Origin of the sequence: Enterobacter cloacae complex sp. SHL001 (assembly GCF_049236825.1) — a bacterium.
In the GTDB taxonomy this organism is placed as follows: Bacteria; Pseudomonadota; Gammaproteobacteria; order Enterobacterales; family Enterobacteriaceae; genus Enterobacter; species Enterobacter hormaechei_C.
Genome location: NZ_JBMKIP010000003.1, coordinates 256281 through 272522, shown reverse-complemented (window position 1 = coordinate 272522; position 16242 = coordinate 256281). Strand labels below are relative to the sequence as shown.

15 protein-coding genes and 3 tRNA genes are annotated in these 16242 nt (G+C 54.8%); 8 read left to right on the top strand and 10 right to left on the bottom strand.

Annotated features, from left to right (window positions below):
- The gene (gene amiC, locus ACOTYH_RS10685; protein WP_017382840.1) at nt 1–1254 is read left to right on the top strand and encodes an N-acetylmuramoyl-L-alanine amidase AmiC; all 1254 of its coding nucleotides are present in this window, start codon (nt 1–3) and stop codon (nt 1252–1254) included.
- An 89-nt stretch (nt 1255–1343) separates the two neighbouring features.
- Here the strand turns inward: amiC and ACOTYH_RS10680 are convergent.
- From ACOTYH_RS10680 to ACOTYH_RS10670, 3 genes are all read right to left on the bottom strand, one after another.
- Nucleotides 1344–1420, bottom strand: a tRNA-Met gene (locus ACOTYH_RS10680).
- Nucleotides 1421–1464: 44 nt separating this feature from the next.
- Nucleotides 1465–1541: transfer RNA gene (locus tag ACOTYH_RS10675), tRNA-Met, on the bottom strand.
- A 44-nt stretch (nt 1542–1585) separates the two neighbouring features.
- Nucleotides 1586–1662, bottom strand: a tRNA-Met gene (locus ACOTYH_RS10670).
- Between the two features lie 208 nt (nt 1663–1870).
- Between ACOTYH_RS10670 and mltA the strand changes: the two genes are divergently transcribed.
- Both mltA and tcdA read left to right on the top strand, forming a co-directional pair.
- On the top strand, nt 1871–2968 hold the full coding sequence (gene mltA, locus ACOTYH_RS10665; protein ID WP_015571742.1) for a murein transglycosylase A: 1098 nt from the start codon (nt 1871–1873) through the stop codon (nt 2966–2968).
- Between the two features lie 75 nt (nt 2969–3043).
- On the top strand, nt 3044–3850 hold the full coding sequence (gene tcdA / locus ACOTYH_RS10660) for a tRNA cyclic N6-threonylcarbamoyladenosine(37) synthase TcdA (RefSeq protein WP_006811804.1): 807 nt from the start codon (nt 3044–3046) through the stop codon (nt 3848–3850).
- On the opposite strand, the gene csdE is transcribed toward tcdA, so the two are convergent.
- On the bottom strand, nt 3841–4287 hold the full coding sequence (gene csdE / locus ACOTYH_RS10655) for a cysteine desulfurase sulfur acceptor subunit CsdE (protein WP_017382839.1): 447 nt from the start codon (nt 4285–4287) through the stop codon (nt 3841–3843). The two genes, tcdA and csdE, sit on opposite strands and share 10 nt — an antisense overlap.
- Nucleotides 4287–5492 carry a cysteine desulfurase CsdA gene (gene csdA, locus ACOTYH_RS10650; RefSeq protein ID WP_045338404.1) on the bottom strand — a complete coding sequence of 402 codons (1206 nt, stop codon included), beginning with the start codon at nt 5490–5492 and terminating at the stop codon, nt 4287–4289. Before csdA ends, csdE begins: the two co-directional genes overlap by 1 nt.
- Before the next feature lie 191 nt (nt 5493–5683).
- Between csdA and ACOTYH_RS10645 the strand changes: the two genes are divergently transcribed.
- The 4 genes from ACOTYH_RS10645 (at nt 5684) to rlmM (ending at nt 8707) form a co-directional block, all read left to right on the top strand.
- Nucleotides 5684–5911: a YgdI/YgdR family lipoprotein gene (locus ACOTYH_RS10645; RefSeq protein ID WP_015571738.1), complete on the top strand. Its 228-nt coding sequence runs from the start codon at nt 5684–5686 to the stop codon at nt 5909–5911.
- Between the two features lie 350 nt (nt 5912–6261).
- Nucleotides 6262–7179 carry a glycine cleavage system transcriptional regulator GcvA gene (gene gcvA, locus ACOTYH_RS10640; protein ID WP_003862758.1) on the top strand — a complete coding sequence of 306 codons (918 nt, stop codon included), beginning with the start codon at nt 6262–6264 and terminating at the stop codon, nt 7177–7179.
- A 39-nt stretch (nt 7180–7218) separates the two neighbouring features.
- On the top strand, nt 7219–7614 hold the full coding sequence (locus ACOTYH_RS10635) for a DUF423 domain-containing protein (RefSeq protein ID WP_003862756.1): 396 nt from the start codon (nt 7219–7221) through the stop codon (nt 7612–7614).
- Nucleotides 7607–8707: a 23S rRNA (cytidine(2498)-2'-O)-methyltransferase RlmM gene (rlmM, locus tag ACOTYH_RS10630; protein WP_003862754.1), complete on the top strand. Its 1101-nt coding sequence runs from the start codon at nt 7607–7609 to the stop codon at nt 8705–8707. Before ACOTYH_RS10635 ends, rlmM begins: the two co-directional genes overlap by 8 nt.
- Nucleotides 8708–8764: 57 nt before the next feature.
- Here the strand turns inward: rlmM and xni are convergent, their stop codons facing one another.
- The 5 genes from xni to queF all read right to left on the bottom strand — a co-directional run bounded on the left by xni (nt 8765) and on the right by queF (nt 15180).
- Nucleotides 8765–9520 carry a flap endonuclease Xni gene (gene xni / locus ACOTYH_RS10625; RefSeq protein ID WP_063412945.1) on the bottom strand — a complete coding sequence of 252 codons (756 nt, stop codon included), beginning with the start codon at nt 9518–9520 and terminating at the stop codon, nt 8765–8767.
- A 112-nt stretch (nt 9521–9632) separates the two neighbouring features.
- Complete coding sequence (locus tag ACOTYH_RS10620) at nt 9633–11000, bottom strand: L-serine ammonia-lyase (RefSeq protein WP_015571736.1); 1368 nt, start codon at nt 10998–11000, stop codon at nt 9633–9635.
- A 62-nt stretch (nt 11001–11062) separates the two neighbouring features.
- Nucleotides 11063–12352 carry an HAAAP family serine/threonine permease gene (locus ACOTYH_RS10615; RefSeq protein ID WP_003862749.1) on the bottom strand — a complete coding sequence of 430 codons (1290 nt, stop codon included), beginning with the start codon at nt 12350–12352 and terminating at the stop codon, nt 11063–11065.
- Nucleotides 12353–12856: 504 nt separating this feature from the next.
- Complete coding sequence (ppnN, locus tag ACOTYH_RS10610; RefSeq protein ID WP_003862748.1) at nt 12857–14221, bottom strand: nucleotide 5'-monophosphate nucleosidase PpnN; 1365 nt, start codon at nt 14219–14221, stop codon at nt 12857–12859.
- A gap of 116 nt (nt 14222–14337) precedes the next feature.
- Entirely contained in the window at nt 14338–15180 is an 843-nt protein-coding gene (gene queF / locus ACOTYH_RS10605) for an NADPH-dependent 7-cyano-7-deazaguanine reductase QueF (protein WP_032669303.1), read from the bottom strand.
- Between the two features lie 69 nt (nt 15181–15249).
- Here queF and syd point away from each other — a divergent pair, with 69 nt between their 5' ends.
- Nucleotides 15250–15795 carry a SecY-interacting protein gene (gene syd / locus ACOTYH_RS10600; protein ID WP_047741223.1) on the top strand — a complete coding sequence of 182 codons (546 nt, stop codon included), beginning with the start codon at nt 15250–15252 and terminating at the stop codon, nt 15793–15795.
- Nucleotides 15796–16242 lie beyond the last annotated feature (447 nt).

The following is a 16242-nucleotide window of genomic DNA, read 5'->3' as shown; positions in this document are numbered from 1 at the left end:
ATGTCGGGATCCAATTCAGCAATAAGCCGCCGCCGCCTGTTAAAAGGGGCCGGGGCGATGTGGTTGCTTAGCGTCAGCCAGGTGGGTCTTGCCGCCACAAGCCAGGTAGTCGCGGTGCGCGTCTGGCCGTCGTCGACCTATACGCGCGTGACGGTCGAGTCCAATCGCGTGCTGAAATACAAGCAATTTGCCCTCAGCAATCCTGAACGTGTGGTGGTTGATCTCGAAGGTGTAAACCTCAACTCCGTGCTTAAAGGCATGGCAGCTCAGATCCGTGGCGACGATCCGTTTATCAAATCGGCGCGCGTCGGGCAGTTCGATCCGCAAACCGTGCGTATGGTGTTTGAGCTGAAGCAGAACGTGAAACCTCAGCTCTTTGCCCTTGCGCCTGTAGCCGCCTTTAAGGAGCGTCTGGTGATGGATCTCTATCCGGCGAATGCGACGGATATTCAGGATCCGCTCCTGGCATTACTTGAGGATTACAACAAAGGCGATCTCGACAGCCAGGTTCCGCCAGCGCAAAGTGGCCCACAGCCGGGTAAGGCGGGGCGCGATCGCCCGATTGTGATCATGCTCGATCCTGGCCACGGCGGAGAAGATTCCGGCGCCGTCGGGAAATATCGCACCCGCGAAAAAGATGTGGTGCTGCAAATTGCCCGTCGTCTGAAGGCCTTGATCGACAAAGAGGGCAATATGCGCGCCTACATGACGCGCAACGAAGATGTCTTTATCCCGCTGAAGGTCCGCGTGGCAAAAGCGCAAAAGCAGCGCGCGGATCTGTTTGTCTCTATTCACGCGGATGCCTTCACCAGCCGCCAGCCGAGCGGATCTTCAGTGTTTGCCCTGTCAACGAAAGGGGCGACCAGTACCGCCGCGAGATACCTGGCGGACACGCAGAACGCCTCGGATTTAATTGGTGGCGTGAGCAAAAGTGGCGACCGTTACGTCGACCATACGATGTTTGATATGGTGCAGTCGCTGACCATTACCGACAGCCTGAAGTTTGGTAAAGCGGTGCTGGGCAAGCTGGGCCGGGTCAACAAGCTGCACAAAAACAGCGTCGAGCAGGCCGGATTTGCGGTCCTGAAAGCGCCAGATATTCCATCCATTCTGGTCGAAACCGCGTTTATCAGTAACGTGGAAGAGGAACGTAAGCTCAAGACGGCTAAATTCCAGCAGGAAGTGGCGGAGTCGATTCTGGCGGGGATCCGGGCCTACTTCTCAGACGGGGAAACGCTGGCGCGGCGGGGGTAGGGCATTAAGCCGGGTATCATGCCCGGCATTTTCACAAACGCCAGATACAAAAAAACACCCTTCAGGGTGTTTATTGTTTTAAGAAGTGTTGGTTGCGGGGGCCGGATTTGAACCGACGACCTTCGGGTTATGAGCCCGACGAGCTACCAGGCTGCTCCACCCCGCGTCCGTCTTTCTACACTTGTAGAAACTTACTTCTTCAAATTTGATTGGTTGCGGGGGCCGGATTTGAACCGACGACCTTCGGGTTATGAGCCCGACGAGCTACCAGGCTGCTCCACCCCGCGTCCGTCTTTCTACACTTGTAGAAACTTACTTCTTCAAATTTGATTGGTTGCGGGGGCCGGATTTGAACCGACGACCTTCGGGTTATGAGCCCGACGAGCTACCAGGCTGCTCCACCCCGCGTCCGTGGAAGCGCACTATACTCGGATAGGTTTGTGATGCAACCCCTTTTTCACATAATTCATTATTTTGTATGCAAAATGAACGGCAAAAGCCACTTTGGACTATTTTTTGTGCAGAATTTGCCAAAGGGAAGGTGATTGCATTTCATTAACACGGTGGGTTTGTTATCTTCATCTCGCGGAATTGGGCAACTAAAAGACGAGATATAATGAAAGGACGTTGGGCGAAGTATCTGATGACAGGCGCAATGGTGGCGATTCTTGCGGCCTGCTCTTCCAAACCGACCGATCGCGGTCAACAGTATAAAGACGGGAAGTTATCCCAGCCTTTCTCTTTAGTTAACCAGCCAGACGCCGTGGGCGCTCCGATCAATGCCGGAGACTTCTCCGAGCAGGTCTACCAGATCCGCACTGCTTCTCCGCGTTTATACGGTTCGCAGAACAACGTCTATAGCGCCGTCCAGGACTGGCTGCGTGCAGGCGGTGATACCCGCAATATGCGCCAGTTTGGTATCGATGCCTGGCAGATGGAGGGGGCGGATAACTACGGTAACGTCCAGTTTACCGGTTACTACACTCCGGTTGTCCAGGCGCGACACACACGCCAGGGCGAGTTCCAGTATCCCATTTACCGTATGCCGCCGAAACGCGGTCGTCTGCCGTCCCGCGCCGAGATCTACGCTGGCGCGCTGAGCGAAAATTACGTGCTGGCCTACAGCAACTCGCTGATGGACAACTTCATTATGGACGTGCAGGGCAGCGGCTATATTGATTTTGGCGACGGCTCGCCGCTGAACTTCTTTAGCTACGCCGGGAAAAATGGCCATGCCTATCGCAGCATCGGTAAGGTGCTCATCGACCGTGGCGAAGTGAAACGAGAAGATATGTCGATGCAGGCGATCCGCGAGTGGGGCGAAAAACACAGCGAAGCGGAAGTGCGTGAGCTGCTTGAGCAGAACCCATCGTTTGTCTTCTTCAAACCGCAGAACTTTGCGCCGGTGAAAGGGGCGAGCGCCGTCCCGCTGATTGGCCGCGCTTCTGTGGCATCGGATCGTTCGATTATCCCGGCAGGTACTACGCTGCTGGCGGAAGTTCCACTCCTCGACAACAACGGCAAATTCAACGGCAAGTATGAATTACGCCTGATGGTGGCGCTGGACGTGGGTGGGGCGATCAAAGGCCAGCACTTCGACATTTATCAGGGCATCGGCCCGGATGCCGGCCATCGTGCAGGCTGGTATAACCACTACGGACGCGTGTGGGTGCTGAAGGCAGCGCCGGGTACCGGAAACGTATTCAGCGGCTGATTGTGGTATTCTGAGGGCAAGACGGATTACGGTTCAGGGTGAGGAATACCTCACCCTTTTTACATCTGAGGTTTTATGTCTGTGGTAATCAGCGATGCCTGGCGCCAGCGTTTCGGCGGCACGGCACGGTTATATGGTGAAAAAGCCCTGCAACTGTTCGCGGATGCGCATGTCTGCGTGGTAGGCATTGGTGGTGTGGGTTCGTGGGCGGCAGAAGCGCTGGCGAGAACCGGCATTGGCGCAATTACGTTGATTGATATGGATGACGTCTGCGTCACTAACACTAACCGTCAGATCCACGCCCTGCGTGATAACGTCGGTCTGGCGAAGTCCGAGGTGATGGCGGAGCGTATTCGTCTCATCAACCCGGAGTGTAGGGTGACGGTGATCGACGACTTTGTGACGGCAGATAACGTTGCGGAGTACATGAGCAAAGGCTACAGCTATGTGATTGATGCCATCGACAGCGTGCGGCCAAAAGCGGCGCTGATCGCTTACTGTCGTCGTTACAAGGTGCCGCTGGTGACAACGGGCGGCGCGGGTGGACAAATTGATCCGACGCAGATCCAGGTGGCGGATCTGGCGAAAACCATTCAGGATCCGCTGGCCGCTAAGCTGCGCGAGCGCTTAAAAAGCGACTTCAACGTGGTGAAAAATAGCAAAGGCAAGCTGGGCGTGGACTGTGTGTTCTCGACAGAAGCGCTGGTTTATCCGCAGGCGGATGGTTCGGTCTGTGCAATGAAAAGCACGGCGGAAGGGCCAAAGCGGATGGATTGTGCCTCAGGGTTTGGAGCGGCCACCATGGTGACCGCCTCCTTCGGCTTTGTGGCGGTCTCTCACGCCCTGAAGAAGATGATGGCGAAGGCGGAACGTCAGGCCTGAGCCTGACGGGCGGCATCCAGCACCGCGTCGTTTAGCGCAATCAGTCCCTGACCGCGCGAGGCGCTAAGCTGCGCGCGAAGTCCCAGCTCATCAAACAGCGCCAGCGGAGAATGCGCCAGCAGCTCTGCGGCGCTTTTCCCTTCGATTGCGGTCAACAGCACCGCCAGCAGACCGCGAACAATGCGTCCCTCGCTGTCGCCGAAGAAATGCAGTTTCTCACCGGATACGCTAAACCCAAGCCAGACGCGGTTCTCGCAGCCTGCGATCTCCTTCGCCTGTGATTTCAGCTCGTCTGACAGCGTGGGCAACTGTTTACCCAGCAGGATCAGCTGACGATATTTATCTTCCCACTGCGTGAGCGGGACGAAGGTCTGTTTTAACGTCTCTTCAGTAATAACGGTGCCGAACGGGTGTCCGGCTAAAGCTGAACTTGTCATTAATCCACCAGTAATTCCAGGGCGCGGTCGACGGCGGAAACCAGCGCATCGACGTCGCTTTTTGTATTGTACGGTGCAAACGAGGCGCGCAGGGTACCGCTCACGCCAATAGCCGCCAGCAGCGGCTGGGCGCAGTGCTGTCCGGCACGCAGGGCAATGCCGTATCCGGCAAGCAACGTCACCATGTCGCTATGGTGCACGCCCGCGAAATCAAAGGCGAGCAGGCTGGAGTCCTGGACGCGGAACGAGCGAAAACCCGGACGTTTTTTCAGTTCTTCTTCCGCCAGCGTCGCCAGACCCCGGCTCCAGCTTTCAGCCTGAACCACGTCCGTTTCTGCCAGCCATTCGAGCGCCGCGCTCAGGCCGATAACCCCGGCCACGTTTGGGGTACCGGCTTCCAGGCGGTAGGGTACATCCTGCGTTTTAAAACCGTCGAAGGTGACTTCGGTAATCATCTTGCCGCCGCCGAGCCACGGCGTCATCCGGGCCAGCAGTTCAGGTTTGCCGTACAGCGCGCCGATACCGGTTGGCCCGTACAATTTGTGTCCTGAGAAGGCATAGAAGTCGATATCCAGCGCCTGAACGTCAGCCGGAAAATGCACCACACCCTGCGCACCGTCGACCATCACCACCACGCCGCTGGCATGGGCAATCTCAATGGCACGCGCCAGATCCGGGCAGCCGCCGGTGACGTTGGACATCTGCCCCAGCGCCAGAATACGGCTGCGCGGCGTAATCAGCTCAGGCAGACGCGCCACGTCAGGCAGGAAGTCCGCACCCAACGGGAGCTTTACAACCCGTGCCCCGGTTTGTTCGGCCACCATCAGCCAGGGTACCAGGTTGGCGTGGTGTTCCGCCTCGCTGACGATGATCTCATCCCCGGGCTGCAACAGCGGACGCGCGTAACATTGCGCCACCATGTTAATGGCCTCTGTGGTGCCCCGCGTCCAGACGATGTTCTTACCGCTGTCAGCATTGATCAGGCGCGCGACCTGATCCCGTGCGGCTTCGTATTGCGCCGTTAAGCGCTGCGCGTCGGCATACTGGCTGCGGTGCACGTTCCCGGCGCTCAGGCTGTAAAACTGGCGGGTTGCCTCAATCACCGCCTGCGGTTTAAGGGCCGTGGCGGCGCTATCAAGATAAATGCCGGCATCGGCCAGCGCAGGAAACTGTGCGCGAAACTGCGCAGGACTGAAAGCGTTCATGGAATTCCTCATATCGATTCTACGATCGTCGCGCAAATTCATCGGCAGGGCAAGGAAGTTGATATCTATCAGATTTGTCTGCTTATCCTGGCGAGTCTGAAAAAGCAGGTTATGCTAAATAGTGTTAGGCGGATGTTTTAGCCTGTTATAAATCGAGGTTTGAATAGCATTAATTGCTAAAGGAGATAATCATGAAAAAGACAGCTGCAATCATTTCTGCCTGTGCGTTGACCTTTGCCCTGAGCGCCTGTTCTGGTAATAACTACGTAATGCATACCAACGATGGTCGATCTATCGTCTCTGAAGGGAAACCGACAACCGATAATGATACCGGGATGATTTCTTACAAAGATGCTAACGGGAACAAACAGCAGATCAACCGCAGTGACGTGAAAGAGATGAAGGAAATCGAGCATTAACAGTTAGATAAGCGAAAAAAAAGCACCGCAAGTTGGCGGTGCTACATTAATCACTATGGACAGACAGGGTAAATGTACAGGAAGTGAAAAATTGGTAGCGTTGCTACCGTGGTCTGAATCGCAGACCAATTGCAAACACAACAACACAACATCACAACCGTAAGCCAAAAGCCCTTCAGAACACGCATTCCAAAAAAAGCTTTTCGTTCCGGCTCAGGAAGTGCCGCCACTATAGGTATTTGCTGGTAGTTCCTCAACGGACAAATTATAATGGCTCAGATAAAAAAAACTAATAGGTTAAACGTTGTTTCCTATATGTTAAATCTCGTTAACATCTAAGCCAGATAACCATGTCCAAGCGATTGCCACCCCTAAATGCATTACGTGTTTTTGATGCAGCAGCACGCCACCTCAGCTTCACCCGCGCAGCCGATGAGCTTTTTGTGACACAGGCCGCAGTAAGTCATCAAATCAAGTCTCTGGAGGATTTTCTGGGGCTTAAGCTGTTCCGTCGACGCAACCGTTCGTTGCTGTTGACCGAAGAGGGGCAGAGCTATTTTCAGGATATTAAAGAGATTTTTTCCCAGCTGACGGAAGCCACTCGCAAGCTTCAGGCCCGGAGCGCAAAAGGCGCTCTGACTGTGAGTTTATTGCCCAGTTTTGCCATTCAGTGGCTGGTGCCGCGACTCTCAAGCTTTAACTCAACTTATCCGGGAATCGATGTCCGAATCCAGGCGGTGGACCGTCAGGAAGACAAGCTGGCAGATGATGTGGACGTGGCGATTTTTTACGGTCGCGGTAACTGGCCGGGCTTGCGTGTGGAAAAATTATACGCAGAATATCTGTTGCCGGTCTGTTCACCGCTGCTGCTGACGGGGGATAAAGCGCTCAAAACGCCCGCCGATCTGGCGCAACATACGCTTTTGCACGATGCTTCGCGTCGCGACTGGCAAACTTATACCCGCCAGTTAGGTCTTAATCATATAAACGTGCAGCAGGGGCCCATTTTTAGCCACAGCGCGATGGTGCTACAGGCTGCCATTCACGGGCAGGGCGTGGCGTTGGCAAACAACGTTATGGCGCAGTCCGAAATTGAGGCAGGCCGTCTGGTTTGCCCATTTAACGATGTACTGGTCAGCAAGAATGCATTTTATCTGGTTTGTCATGACAGTCAGGCAGAACTGGGTAAAATAGCCGCTTTCCGGCAGTGGATACTGGCGAAAGCGGCAAGCGAGCAAGAAAAATTCCGCTTCAGGTATGAACAATAACGTTTGTGTGCCGGGCACGCATCAATTCAGGACTTAAACATGACCAGCCGATTCATGCTGATTTTCGCCGCGGTGAGTGGCTTTATTTTTGTAGCTCTGGGCGCGTTTGGCGCGCATGTCTTAAGCAAATCTCTGGGCGTTGTGGAGATGGGTTGGATCCAGACCGGCCTTGAATATCAGGCGTTCCACACGCTGGCAATTTTTGGGCTGGCGGTGGCGATGCAGCGCCGCATCAGCATCTGGTTTTACTGGAGCAGCGTCTTTCTGGCGCTGGGTACCGTACTGTTCAGCGGCAGTCTTTACTGTCTGGCGCTGTCGCATTTACGCCTGTGGGCGTTTGTTACACCTGTCGGCGGCGTCAGCTTCCTGGCGGGTTGGGTGTTAATGTTTATCGGAGCTATCCGTCTGAAACGCAAGGGCGTTGTTCATGAATAAGGTTGTTTTATATTGTCGCCCGGGGTTTGAGAAAGAGTGCGCCGCGGAAATCACCGATAAAGCGGCGAAGCGTGAAGTCTTTGGATTCGCTCGCGTCAAAGAGAACGCGGGCTATGTGGTATTTGAATGCTATCAGCCTGATGATGCCGACAAGCTGGCGCGCGAACTGCCGTTCAGCTCATTGATTTTCGCCCGTCAGATGTTTGTCGCGGGCGAACTGCTGAAAGATCTTCCGCCGGAAGATCGCATCACGCCGATTGTTGGCCTGTTGCAGGGTGTGGTGGAGAAGGGCGGCGATTTGCGCGTGGAAGTGGCCGACACCAACGAAAGCAAAGAGCTGATGAAGTTCTGCCGTAAGTTCACCGTGCCGCTGCGCGCGGCGCTGCGTGATGCGGGTGTGCTGACAAACTACGAAACGCCAAAGCGCCCGGTCGTGCATATCTTCTTTATTGCGCCAGGATGTTGCTACGCCGGCTACTCGTATACCACCAATAATTCGCCGTTCTTTATGGGGATCCCGCGTCTGCGCTTCCCGGCAGATGCGCCGAGCCGTTCAACCCTGAAGCTGGAAGAGGCGTTTCACGTCTTTATCCCGGCGGACGAGTGGGACGAACGTCTGGCAAACGGCATGTATGCCGTCGACCTTGGCGCGTGCCCGGGCGGCTGGACCTATCAGCTGGTGAAACGCAATATGTGGGTTTCGTCTGTGGATAACGGCCCGATGGCGCAAAGCCTGATGGATACCGGGCAGGTCACCTGGCTGCGTGAGGACGGCTTCCGCTATCGCCCGAACCGCAACAACATCTCCTGGATGGTGTGCGACATGGTAGAAAAACCGGCGAAAGTCGCGGCGCTGATGGCCTCCTGGCTGGTGAACGGCTGGTGTCGTGAGACGATTTTCAACCTCAAGCTGCCGATGAAAAAGCGCTACGAAGAGGTGTCGCAGAACCTGGCCTATATTCAGCAGCAGCTGGACGAACACGGGATTAACGCGGAAATCCAGGCGCGTCAGCTTTATCACGACCGCGAAGAAGTGACGGTCCATATCCGTCGCTGGTGGGCGGCAGTGGGTGGGCGTCGCGACGAGCGATAACGTTTGTAACGCCCGGTGGCGCTGCGCTTACCGGGCCTACAAAATCGTGTAGTTGTTTTAACGTTCTAACCTTAACTGCTGTAAATTCCCGTCCAGCTGTAAATCCGTCTGTAGCGTCGCCACCTCCCGGCAGATAAACGCCATCTCTTTATGCGCCTCCAGCTTTTTGCGCCATTTTTCCGGCACTTCATCAAGCCTGGCGTAAATTCCTTCCAGACTCTGAAACTCCGTCAGCAGCTGTGCGGCGCTTTTGGGTCCAATACCGGCGACACCCGGCACTTTAGAGCTGCTGATCCCCGCCAGCCCCCAGTATTCCGGCAGTTGCTCAGGCGATACCCCAAACTCGCTGGCAATGAATGGCGCGTCCAGCCAGCGTTTTTGAAAGTAGTCCCGGATGCGGATCGTTGGTGAGAGCAGCTGGCAGTAGCCTTTGTCGGTTGAAACGATAGTTGCCTGATGCCCGGCGCTCGCGACTTTAACCGCCAGCGTTGCGGCTAAATCGTCAGCCTCATTACCGTGGGCGCCCCAGCACGGAACGCCGCGCTGCTCAAAGGCCGCGCGGATAGCGGGCATTTCTGCGTGCAGATCGTCCGGCATTGGCGCACGTCCGGCTTTGTAGTCCGGCAGGCGCTGGTGCCGCCAGCCGGTATTGCGTGCTTCATCGTCGAATACGGCAACAGCGTGGGTGGGTTCGCTATGGCGAATGAGCTGCTCCAGCGCGTGTAAACAGGTGTCCTTGCAGGGGGTGCCCTGTACTGCATGAATACGGCGAATCAGGTTAAGTGCATCGACGATAAGCAAATGAACGGCCACAGATAATCTCCCTTCTGTCTAATGGGTGAAGGGTAACACTGAGCGCAGCATGAAACTATGAATGGTGGGGAAAACAGGAAGAAGCCTCGCAAAACGAGGCTTCCTGAGAGGCTTAATCGCAGGTGACGATCTTCATCGCCAGGCCACCGCGGGAAGTTTCGCGGTATTTGGCGTTCATATCTTTACCGGTTTCGTACATGGTTTCGATAACCTTGTCGAGGCAGACGCGCGGTTCGCTGGTACGACGCAGCGCCATACGGGCCGCGTTCACCGCTTTCACAGAGGCGATGGCGTTACGCTCGATGCATGGCACCTGGACCTGTCCGCCGACCGGATCGCAGGTCAGCCCCAGGTTATGTTCCATGCCGATTTCCGCCGCAATACAAACCTGCGCAGGACTTGCGCCCAGTAGTTCGGCCAGACCCGCCGCCGCCATAGAGCAGGCGACGCCCACTTCACCCTGACAGCCCACTTCCGCGCCGGAAATCGAGGCGTTCATCTTGTACAGTGAGCCAATCGCACTGGCGACCAGCATATACCGCGCGAGTGAGTTTGCATTCACTTCACGGATAAACTTGTCGTAATACGCCAGAACCGCCGGAACAATTCCGCACGCCCCGTTGGTTGGCGCGGTGACGACGCGGCCACCCGCGGCGTTCTCTTCGTTCACCGCCAGCGCGAACATGTTGATCCAGTCGACGACGGCCATCGGGTCGGTGGTGGTTTTGTCGGTGCTGACCAGCATGCGGCGCAGCGCAGCCGCACGACGCGGAACACGCAGTTTACCCGGCAGCACGCCTTCGGTGGTGATCCCGCGCTCAATGCCGCTGCGCATCACTTCCCAGACGTTAGCGAAGTGCTGTTCCAGCTCCTCTTTGCTGTGCAGGGCCAGCTCGTTTTTCATCATCAGGCCGGAGAGAGAAAGCCCTGTCTCCTGGCAGTGACGCTGTAAGTCGGCCGCGTTTTTGTAAGGGTACGGCACATCAACGGCAGAATTGGTGCTTTGACCAAAATGGTCCTCGTCGACGATAAACCCGCCGCCGATGGAGTAATACGTCTGGCTGTAAACCGCTTTGTCGCCGGCCAGCGCGGTAATGCGCATGCCGTTTTCGTGAAGCGACAGGTTATCCGCATGGAAATTCATGCAGTGATCAACCGGGAATTCAACCTCATGCTCGCCGTTCGCCAGCAGCAAACGACCGTGGGTGTTCACGTCCTGGATAAAGCCAGGTATTGCATCAATATCAACGGTATCCGGCAGATTACCCGCCAGCCCCATGATAATGGCAATATCGGTATGGTGGCCTTTACCGGTCAGGGAAAGGGAACCATATACATCGACAACCACGCGGGTGATGTCGTGCAAAATGCCGCGTGCAATCAAGTCATCCGTGAATTGTTTACCGGCTTTCATTGGTCCGACGGTGTGAGAGCTGGAAGGACCAATACCGATTTTGAAGATATCGAATACGCTAATCATGATGCGTCCATTGCTTCAGTCAGAGGGGAGAAGTGCGCCGTCCGCAGACGGCGCAGGAGGTATTAGCTGAACAGCGAGTAGAAAATAGCGGAGATGGCAATCAGGCCCATCACAACAACGAACACGTTGCTGATATGGCCGCTGTATTTACGCATCGCAGGCACTTTCTGAATCGCGTACATCGGCATCAGGAACAGGATCATCGCGATAATTGGGCCGCCCAGGGTTTCAATCATGCCCAGAATGCTTGGGTTCAGGGTGGCTACCGCCCAGGTGGTCACCAGCATGAACAGCGCAGTGATTTTGTTCAGACGGTTGATTTCAATGGTCTTGCCTTTACCACGCAGAGATTTAATCACCATGCCGTTGAAGCCTTCACGTGCGCCCAGGTAGTGGCCCAGGAAGGATTTGGTGATGGCTATAATTGCGATGATCGGCGCCATCCACGCAATCAGCGGTGCGTTAAAGTGGTTTGCCAGGTAAGACAGAATAGAGATGTTCTGCTCTTTCGCCGCCGCCAGATCCGCCGGGGAGAGGCTCAGCACGCAGCTGAACACGAAGAACATTACGGTCAGTACCATCATGATGTGCGCGCGAGCCAGGATGCTGGAGCACTTCTTCTCTGCGCCATTGCCGTACTCTTCACGCTTCGCTACTGCGAAGGAAGAGATGATTGGCGAGTGGTTGAAGGAGAACACCATAACCGGGATCGCCAGCCACAGGGTCAGCAGCAGACCGTTGCCGGTCGTGGATGCGCTGCTCAGAGACAGGGTTTCCAGCGCAGCGCCGTTCCACTGTGGGATCAGGTACAGAGCCAGCACCATCAGAGCCGCAACAAACGGGAACACCAGCACGCTCATCGCTTTCACAATCATCTGCTCGCCGAAGCGCACGATGGTCATCATACCAACGATCAGGATCAGGGACAGAATCGCACGCGGCGGCGGGGTCATCTGAAGCTGGTGCATCATAAAGCTTTCTACGGTGTTGGTGATAGCAACGCTGTACACCAGCAGAATCGGGTAAATCGCGAAGAAGTAGAGCAGGGTAATCAGCTTACCTGCGCCGACGCCGAAGTGTTCTTCGACGACTTCAGTGATGTCTTCGCCCGGGTTTTTACCGGACAGCACGAAGCGGGTCAGGCCTCGGTGCGCAAAGAAGGTCATCGGGAAGGCAATGAGGGCCATGATGATCAGCGGGATCATACCGCCGACACCTGCGTTGATAGGAAGGAACAGTACACCAGCGCCGATTGCTGTGCCGTACAGGCCAAGCATCCACATGGTATCCGTTTTGCGCCAACCGCTTCGGGATTCAATCGAAGCAACGGTGCTGGTTTGAGTGGTTTCCATCTGTATCTCCTGGAGGAAGCAAATTGTCAGGTTTTTAGTCAAATCCGATGAAAAAGCGCCTGACGGTAATATGAAATTCGTTCAGTGACGGTTTTTTAATAATTTTTGCCCGTAACTATTGGCGGGCGGAAAGATACATTCTAGTTATGAATCTATCAGTGATCGCGATCCCAAATGCAATAATCCACTTGTGATGTGGGTATCTTTAGACCATTTATCTGTTAAAAAAACATCAAAGAGAATTTACGGGCGCGAAGGCTACCATTAACGACATGTTTTCGAAAAGGTCGACCCGCGAGATAGGTGTCTTTCGCTGTAAAGAAATGGGATTTTAGGATTTTCTGGCGGGTAATTTCGATTAAGGCTGATTATTTATGGTTTCAAAAACGAGGTAATCGTTTGCGCAGACGTCAGATTTGTTAATAACATTGAAGATCGCTATGAATCGCATCACGAATAAAAAAGCCGGATGACGATCCGGCTTGAGAGGAGAGGAATGTCGCTTTACTTGATGATTTCGTAACACGGAATATAGGCAGAGCCTGGAAGCTTCATGCGGTGCTGAGCGACAAAGCCCTGCAACATATCATCCATGCGGCGCATCATCTCCGGATCACCGTGGATCTTATACGGGCCAAACTCTTCAATTGCGCGTATCCCCACCTCTTTCACGTTCCCCGCCACGATGCCAGAGAAGGCGCGACGCAGGTCGGCAGCCAGCACTTCCACCGGCTGATCCGGATAGAGTTTGAGGTTCGCCATGTTCTCATGCGACGGCTCGAAGGGGATCTGAAGATCCGGTGCGATACGGATGGACCAGTTAAAGCTGTAGGCATCCCCGGTATCACGACGATTCTCTTTCACCAGCGGCATTGCTTTTTTCATCTGACGGGCCACTTCTGCGGCATCGTCAATAATAATGCGGTAGTGACGGCGCGCGTCTTCGCCCAGCGTATGCACGATAAACTCGTCCAGCACGCGGAAGTAGTCGGCGCTCTCTTTCGGGCCGGTCAGGATCAGCGGCAGAACCTGATCTTTGTTGGCCGGGTTCATCAAGATCCCGAGCAGATAAAGCAGCTCTTCCGCCGTACCTACGCCGCCCGGGAAGATAATAATGCCGTGCGCGATACGGACAAACGCCTCAAGACGTTTTTCGATATCCGGCATAATAATCAGTTCGTTAACCAGCGGGTTAGGTGGCTCAGCGGCGATGATCGACGGCTCGGTCATGCCGATAAAACGGCCTTCTTTATAGCGTTGCTGCGCGTGACCTACTGCCGCGCCTTTCATTGGTGCTTCCATCGCGCCAGGACCGCAACCGGTACAGATATTCAGTTCGCGCAGGCCGAGCTGCGTCCCCACGCGGCGGGCATACAGGTATTCGGTTTCGTTAATAGAGTGACCACCCCAGCAGACGACCATGTTCGGCGCTTCGCCCACGTGCAGGGCGCGGGCGTTACGCAGAATGGAGAAGACCAGGTTGGTGATATGAACGGAACTTTCCAGGTCAAGATGCTGGAAACGTCCGGCGTTGCTGATCTGTCCGTTAACAAACAGAATGTCGCGCAGCACGGCAAACAGGTTGGCCTGAAGTGAGCGAATAATACGCCCGTCGACAAAAGCGTCTTCCGGCGGGTTGATCACTTCCAGCTTCACCCCGCGCTCGCGGCGCAGCACGTTGATATCAAAACTTTCGAAGCGGGACAGCAGCTCTTTACTGTTGTCGGTCAGGCTTCCGGAGTTCAGTACGGCAAGTGAACAGTTACGAAACAGTTGATAAAGGTCGCTACTGGCGGTGCGTTTAAGCATGTCCACTTCCAGCTGCGACAACATATCCATAGAGCCAAGCGGGCTAATATGTGTAATCAAGTGAGCTCCTTATGGGACGATTATCGTCTTTCCCTGTTGATTACAATAGCCCTGGCTTATGACGTTTCACAACACTTCGGGCGGAATACCGCCCGCATATTGTGAAAATATTTATCTTACTGGCGCACCAGCCGTCCGGTGGCAGGCACAAAATCGGTATTGGTGCGCCACGGATTGATATCCAGGCCGCCGCGACGGGTGTAGCGGGCGTAAACGCTCAGCTTTTCGGGCTGGCAGAAACGCTGGATGTCGTTGAAGATGCGCTCCACGCACTGCTCGTGGAATTCGTTGTGATGACGGAATGACACCAGGTAACGCAGCAGCTTTTCACGGTCAATCTGCGGGCCGCGGTACTGGATCTGTACCGAGCCCCAGTCCGGCTGATGGGTGATAAGGCAGTTGGATTTCAGCAGATGGCTGACCAGCGTCTCGCTGACCACTTTTCCGCCCGCCGCGTTTTCCAGGTAGTCGGTGCTAAATTCATAGCTTTCCACCTCAATGTCCTGATCGTCGATGCAGGTGCCGTGGAAATGGGCAATGGGCTGTCCTTCCAGCTCATGCAGACGGTATAACGAGACGGTTACGTTGCCCTGCGCGCACGCGCTTAAATCACGTTCAAGCGTCTGTTGTACCTCGTCCCAGCTGTTGAATTTGGTCTGGTTAAAGCTGTTGAGATAGAGCTTAAAGCTCTTGGATTCGACCAGGTTTACGCTGGCGTAATCCAGCTCGACGTGGCCCACGGCCACCTGCGGCAGACCGCGCGCATTCAGCCAGGAGAGTTCGTACAGCGTCCAGATGTCGCCGCCGACAAACGGCAGCGCGTCAGCGTGCAGCCCGAGCGGATCGCGGTTCAGACTGCGCGGCACGCCCTGCAACAGGCTTGCATCGTAGGTGTCGCGGTAATCGGTCGATTTACCCAGCGTTAAGCCCGTTAACGCCTGATGATTTTCGTAAGACATGTTTCATAGCCACTTTACAGGTACACTTATGGGCTGAGTTTATCCTGTCTTACAAGAAGAGAGAAATCGGTGGATATCGAAACTGCAAATGCCCTGACGTCCTTCACGACCCGCTATTGCGATGCCTGGCATGAAAAGCGGGGGACGTGGCCGCAAAGTACTGACTTATATGGCGTGCCGTCACCGTGCATTATCGCTTCGCAGGATGATTACGTTATCTGGCAACCGAAACCGTTCACGGGCGAGCAGAATGTAAATGCGGTTGAACGCGCGATAGACATTGTGATACAACCTGCGCTTCATGCATTTTATACCACGCAGTTTGCCGGGGATATGACTGCATGTTTTGCAGGACAGCCGTTGACGCTGCTGCAAACCTGGAGCGAAGACGATCTGCAACGCGTTCAGGAAAACCTCATTGGTCACCTGGTCACGCAAAAACGCCTTAAGCTCTCTCCGACTCTTTTTATTGCGACGCTCGACAGTGAACTGGACGTCATTTCTGTCTGCAACCTGTCTGGCGAGGTCATCAAAGAGACGCTCGGCACCCGCAATCGCGACGTTCTCGCGCCTTCACTTGCGGATTTTCTTACCCAAATTAAGCCGCTTCTGTAATCCATGATGCTACTGGACGTGTGAGAGATCTCTTACACGCTCTGTGAGACATCGCCGAAACAGTTAGCGTTGCCTTAGGAATTTCAGATTAATATTAACTTTTCTTTCAACAGGTTAGTGTTTTTCTGAAAGGAAATCCCCCGTTTCGCCTGGCTTACATTGCTTACAAGGTGGGTTGTAAGACGAAGCAGAATAGCGGATTCTATCTGTGTCGACAGGATGCCGACACGAGAAACGAACATCAGGATGATGGCGTTTCTTACCAGGGACACGTCAGGATGACGCCGCAGGAAGGCTTCAGGATGAAGCAAAGTGGATCACGCAGGATGCGTAAGGGACACCTCCAGGAAGGAGAACGAGAGCCGGTCAGTATGGTCGGTGGGTCAGGATGGCCAGGACGTTTCAGGATGAAACCTACACATCAGGACGATGTGAGCAGGAAGCAAA

Excerpts from the sequence above, each read along its gene's own strand:
- amiC (WP_017382840.1), top strand. The coding sequence starts at position 1 with ATGTCGGGATCCAATTCAGCAATAAGCCGCCGCCGCCTGTTAAAAGGG.
- mltA (WP_015571742.1), top strand. The coding sequence starts at position 1,871 with ATGAAAGGACGTTGGGCGAAGTATCTGATGACAGGCGCAATGGTGGCG.
- tcdA (WP_006811804.1), top strand. The coding sequence starts at position 3,044 with ATGTCTGTGGTAATCAGCGATGCCTGGCGCCAGCGTTTCGGCGGCACG.
- csdE (WP_017382839.1), bottom strand. The coding sequence starts at position 4,287 with ATGACAAGTTCAGCTTTAGCCGGACACCCGTTCGGCACCGTTATTACT.
- csdA (WP_045338404.1), bottom strand. The coding sequence starts at position 5,492 with ATGAACGCTTTCAGTCCTGCGCAGTTTCGCGCACAGTTTCCTGCGCTG.
- ACOTYH_RS10645 (WP_015571738.1), top strand. The coding sequence starts at position 5,684 with ATGAAAAAGACAGCTGCAATCATTTCTGCCTGTGCGTTGACCTTTGCC.
- gcvA (WP_003862758.1), top strand. The coding sequence starts at position 6,262 with ATGTCCAAGCGATTGCCACCCCTAAATGCATTACGTGTTTTTGATGCA.
- ACOTYH_RS10635 (WP_003862756.1), top strand. The coding sequence starts at position 7,219 with ATGACCAGCCGATTCATGCTGATTTTCGCCGCGGTGAGTGGCTTTATT.
- rlmM (WP_003862754.1), top strand. The coding sequence starts at position 7,607 with ATGAATAAGGTTGTTTTATATTGTCGCCCGGGGTTTGAGAAAGAGTGC.
- ACOTYH_RS10620 (WP_015571736.1), bottom strand. The coding sequence starts at position 11,000 with ATGATTAGCGTATTCGATATCTTCAAAATCGGTATTGGTCCTTCCAGC.
- ACOTYH_RS10615 (WP_003862749.1), bottom strand. The coding sequence starts at position 12,352 with ATGGAAACCACTCAAACCAGCACCGTTGCTTCGATTGAATCCCGAAGC.
- queF (WP_032669303.1), bottom strand. The coding sequence starts at position 15,180 with ATGTCTTACGAAAATCATCAGGCGTTAACGGGCTTAACGCTGGGTAAA.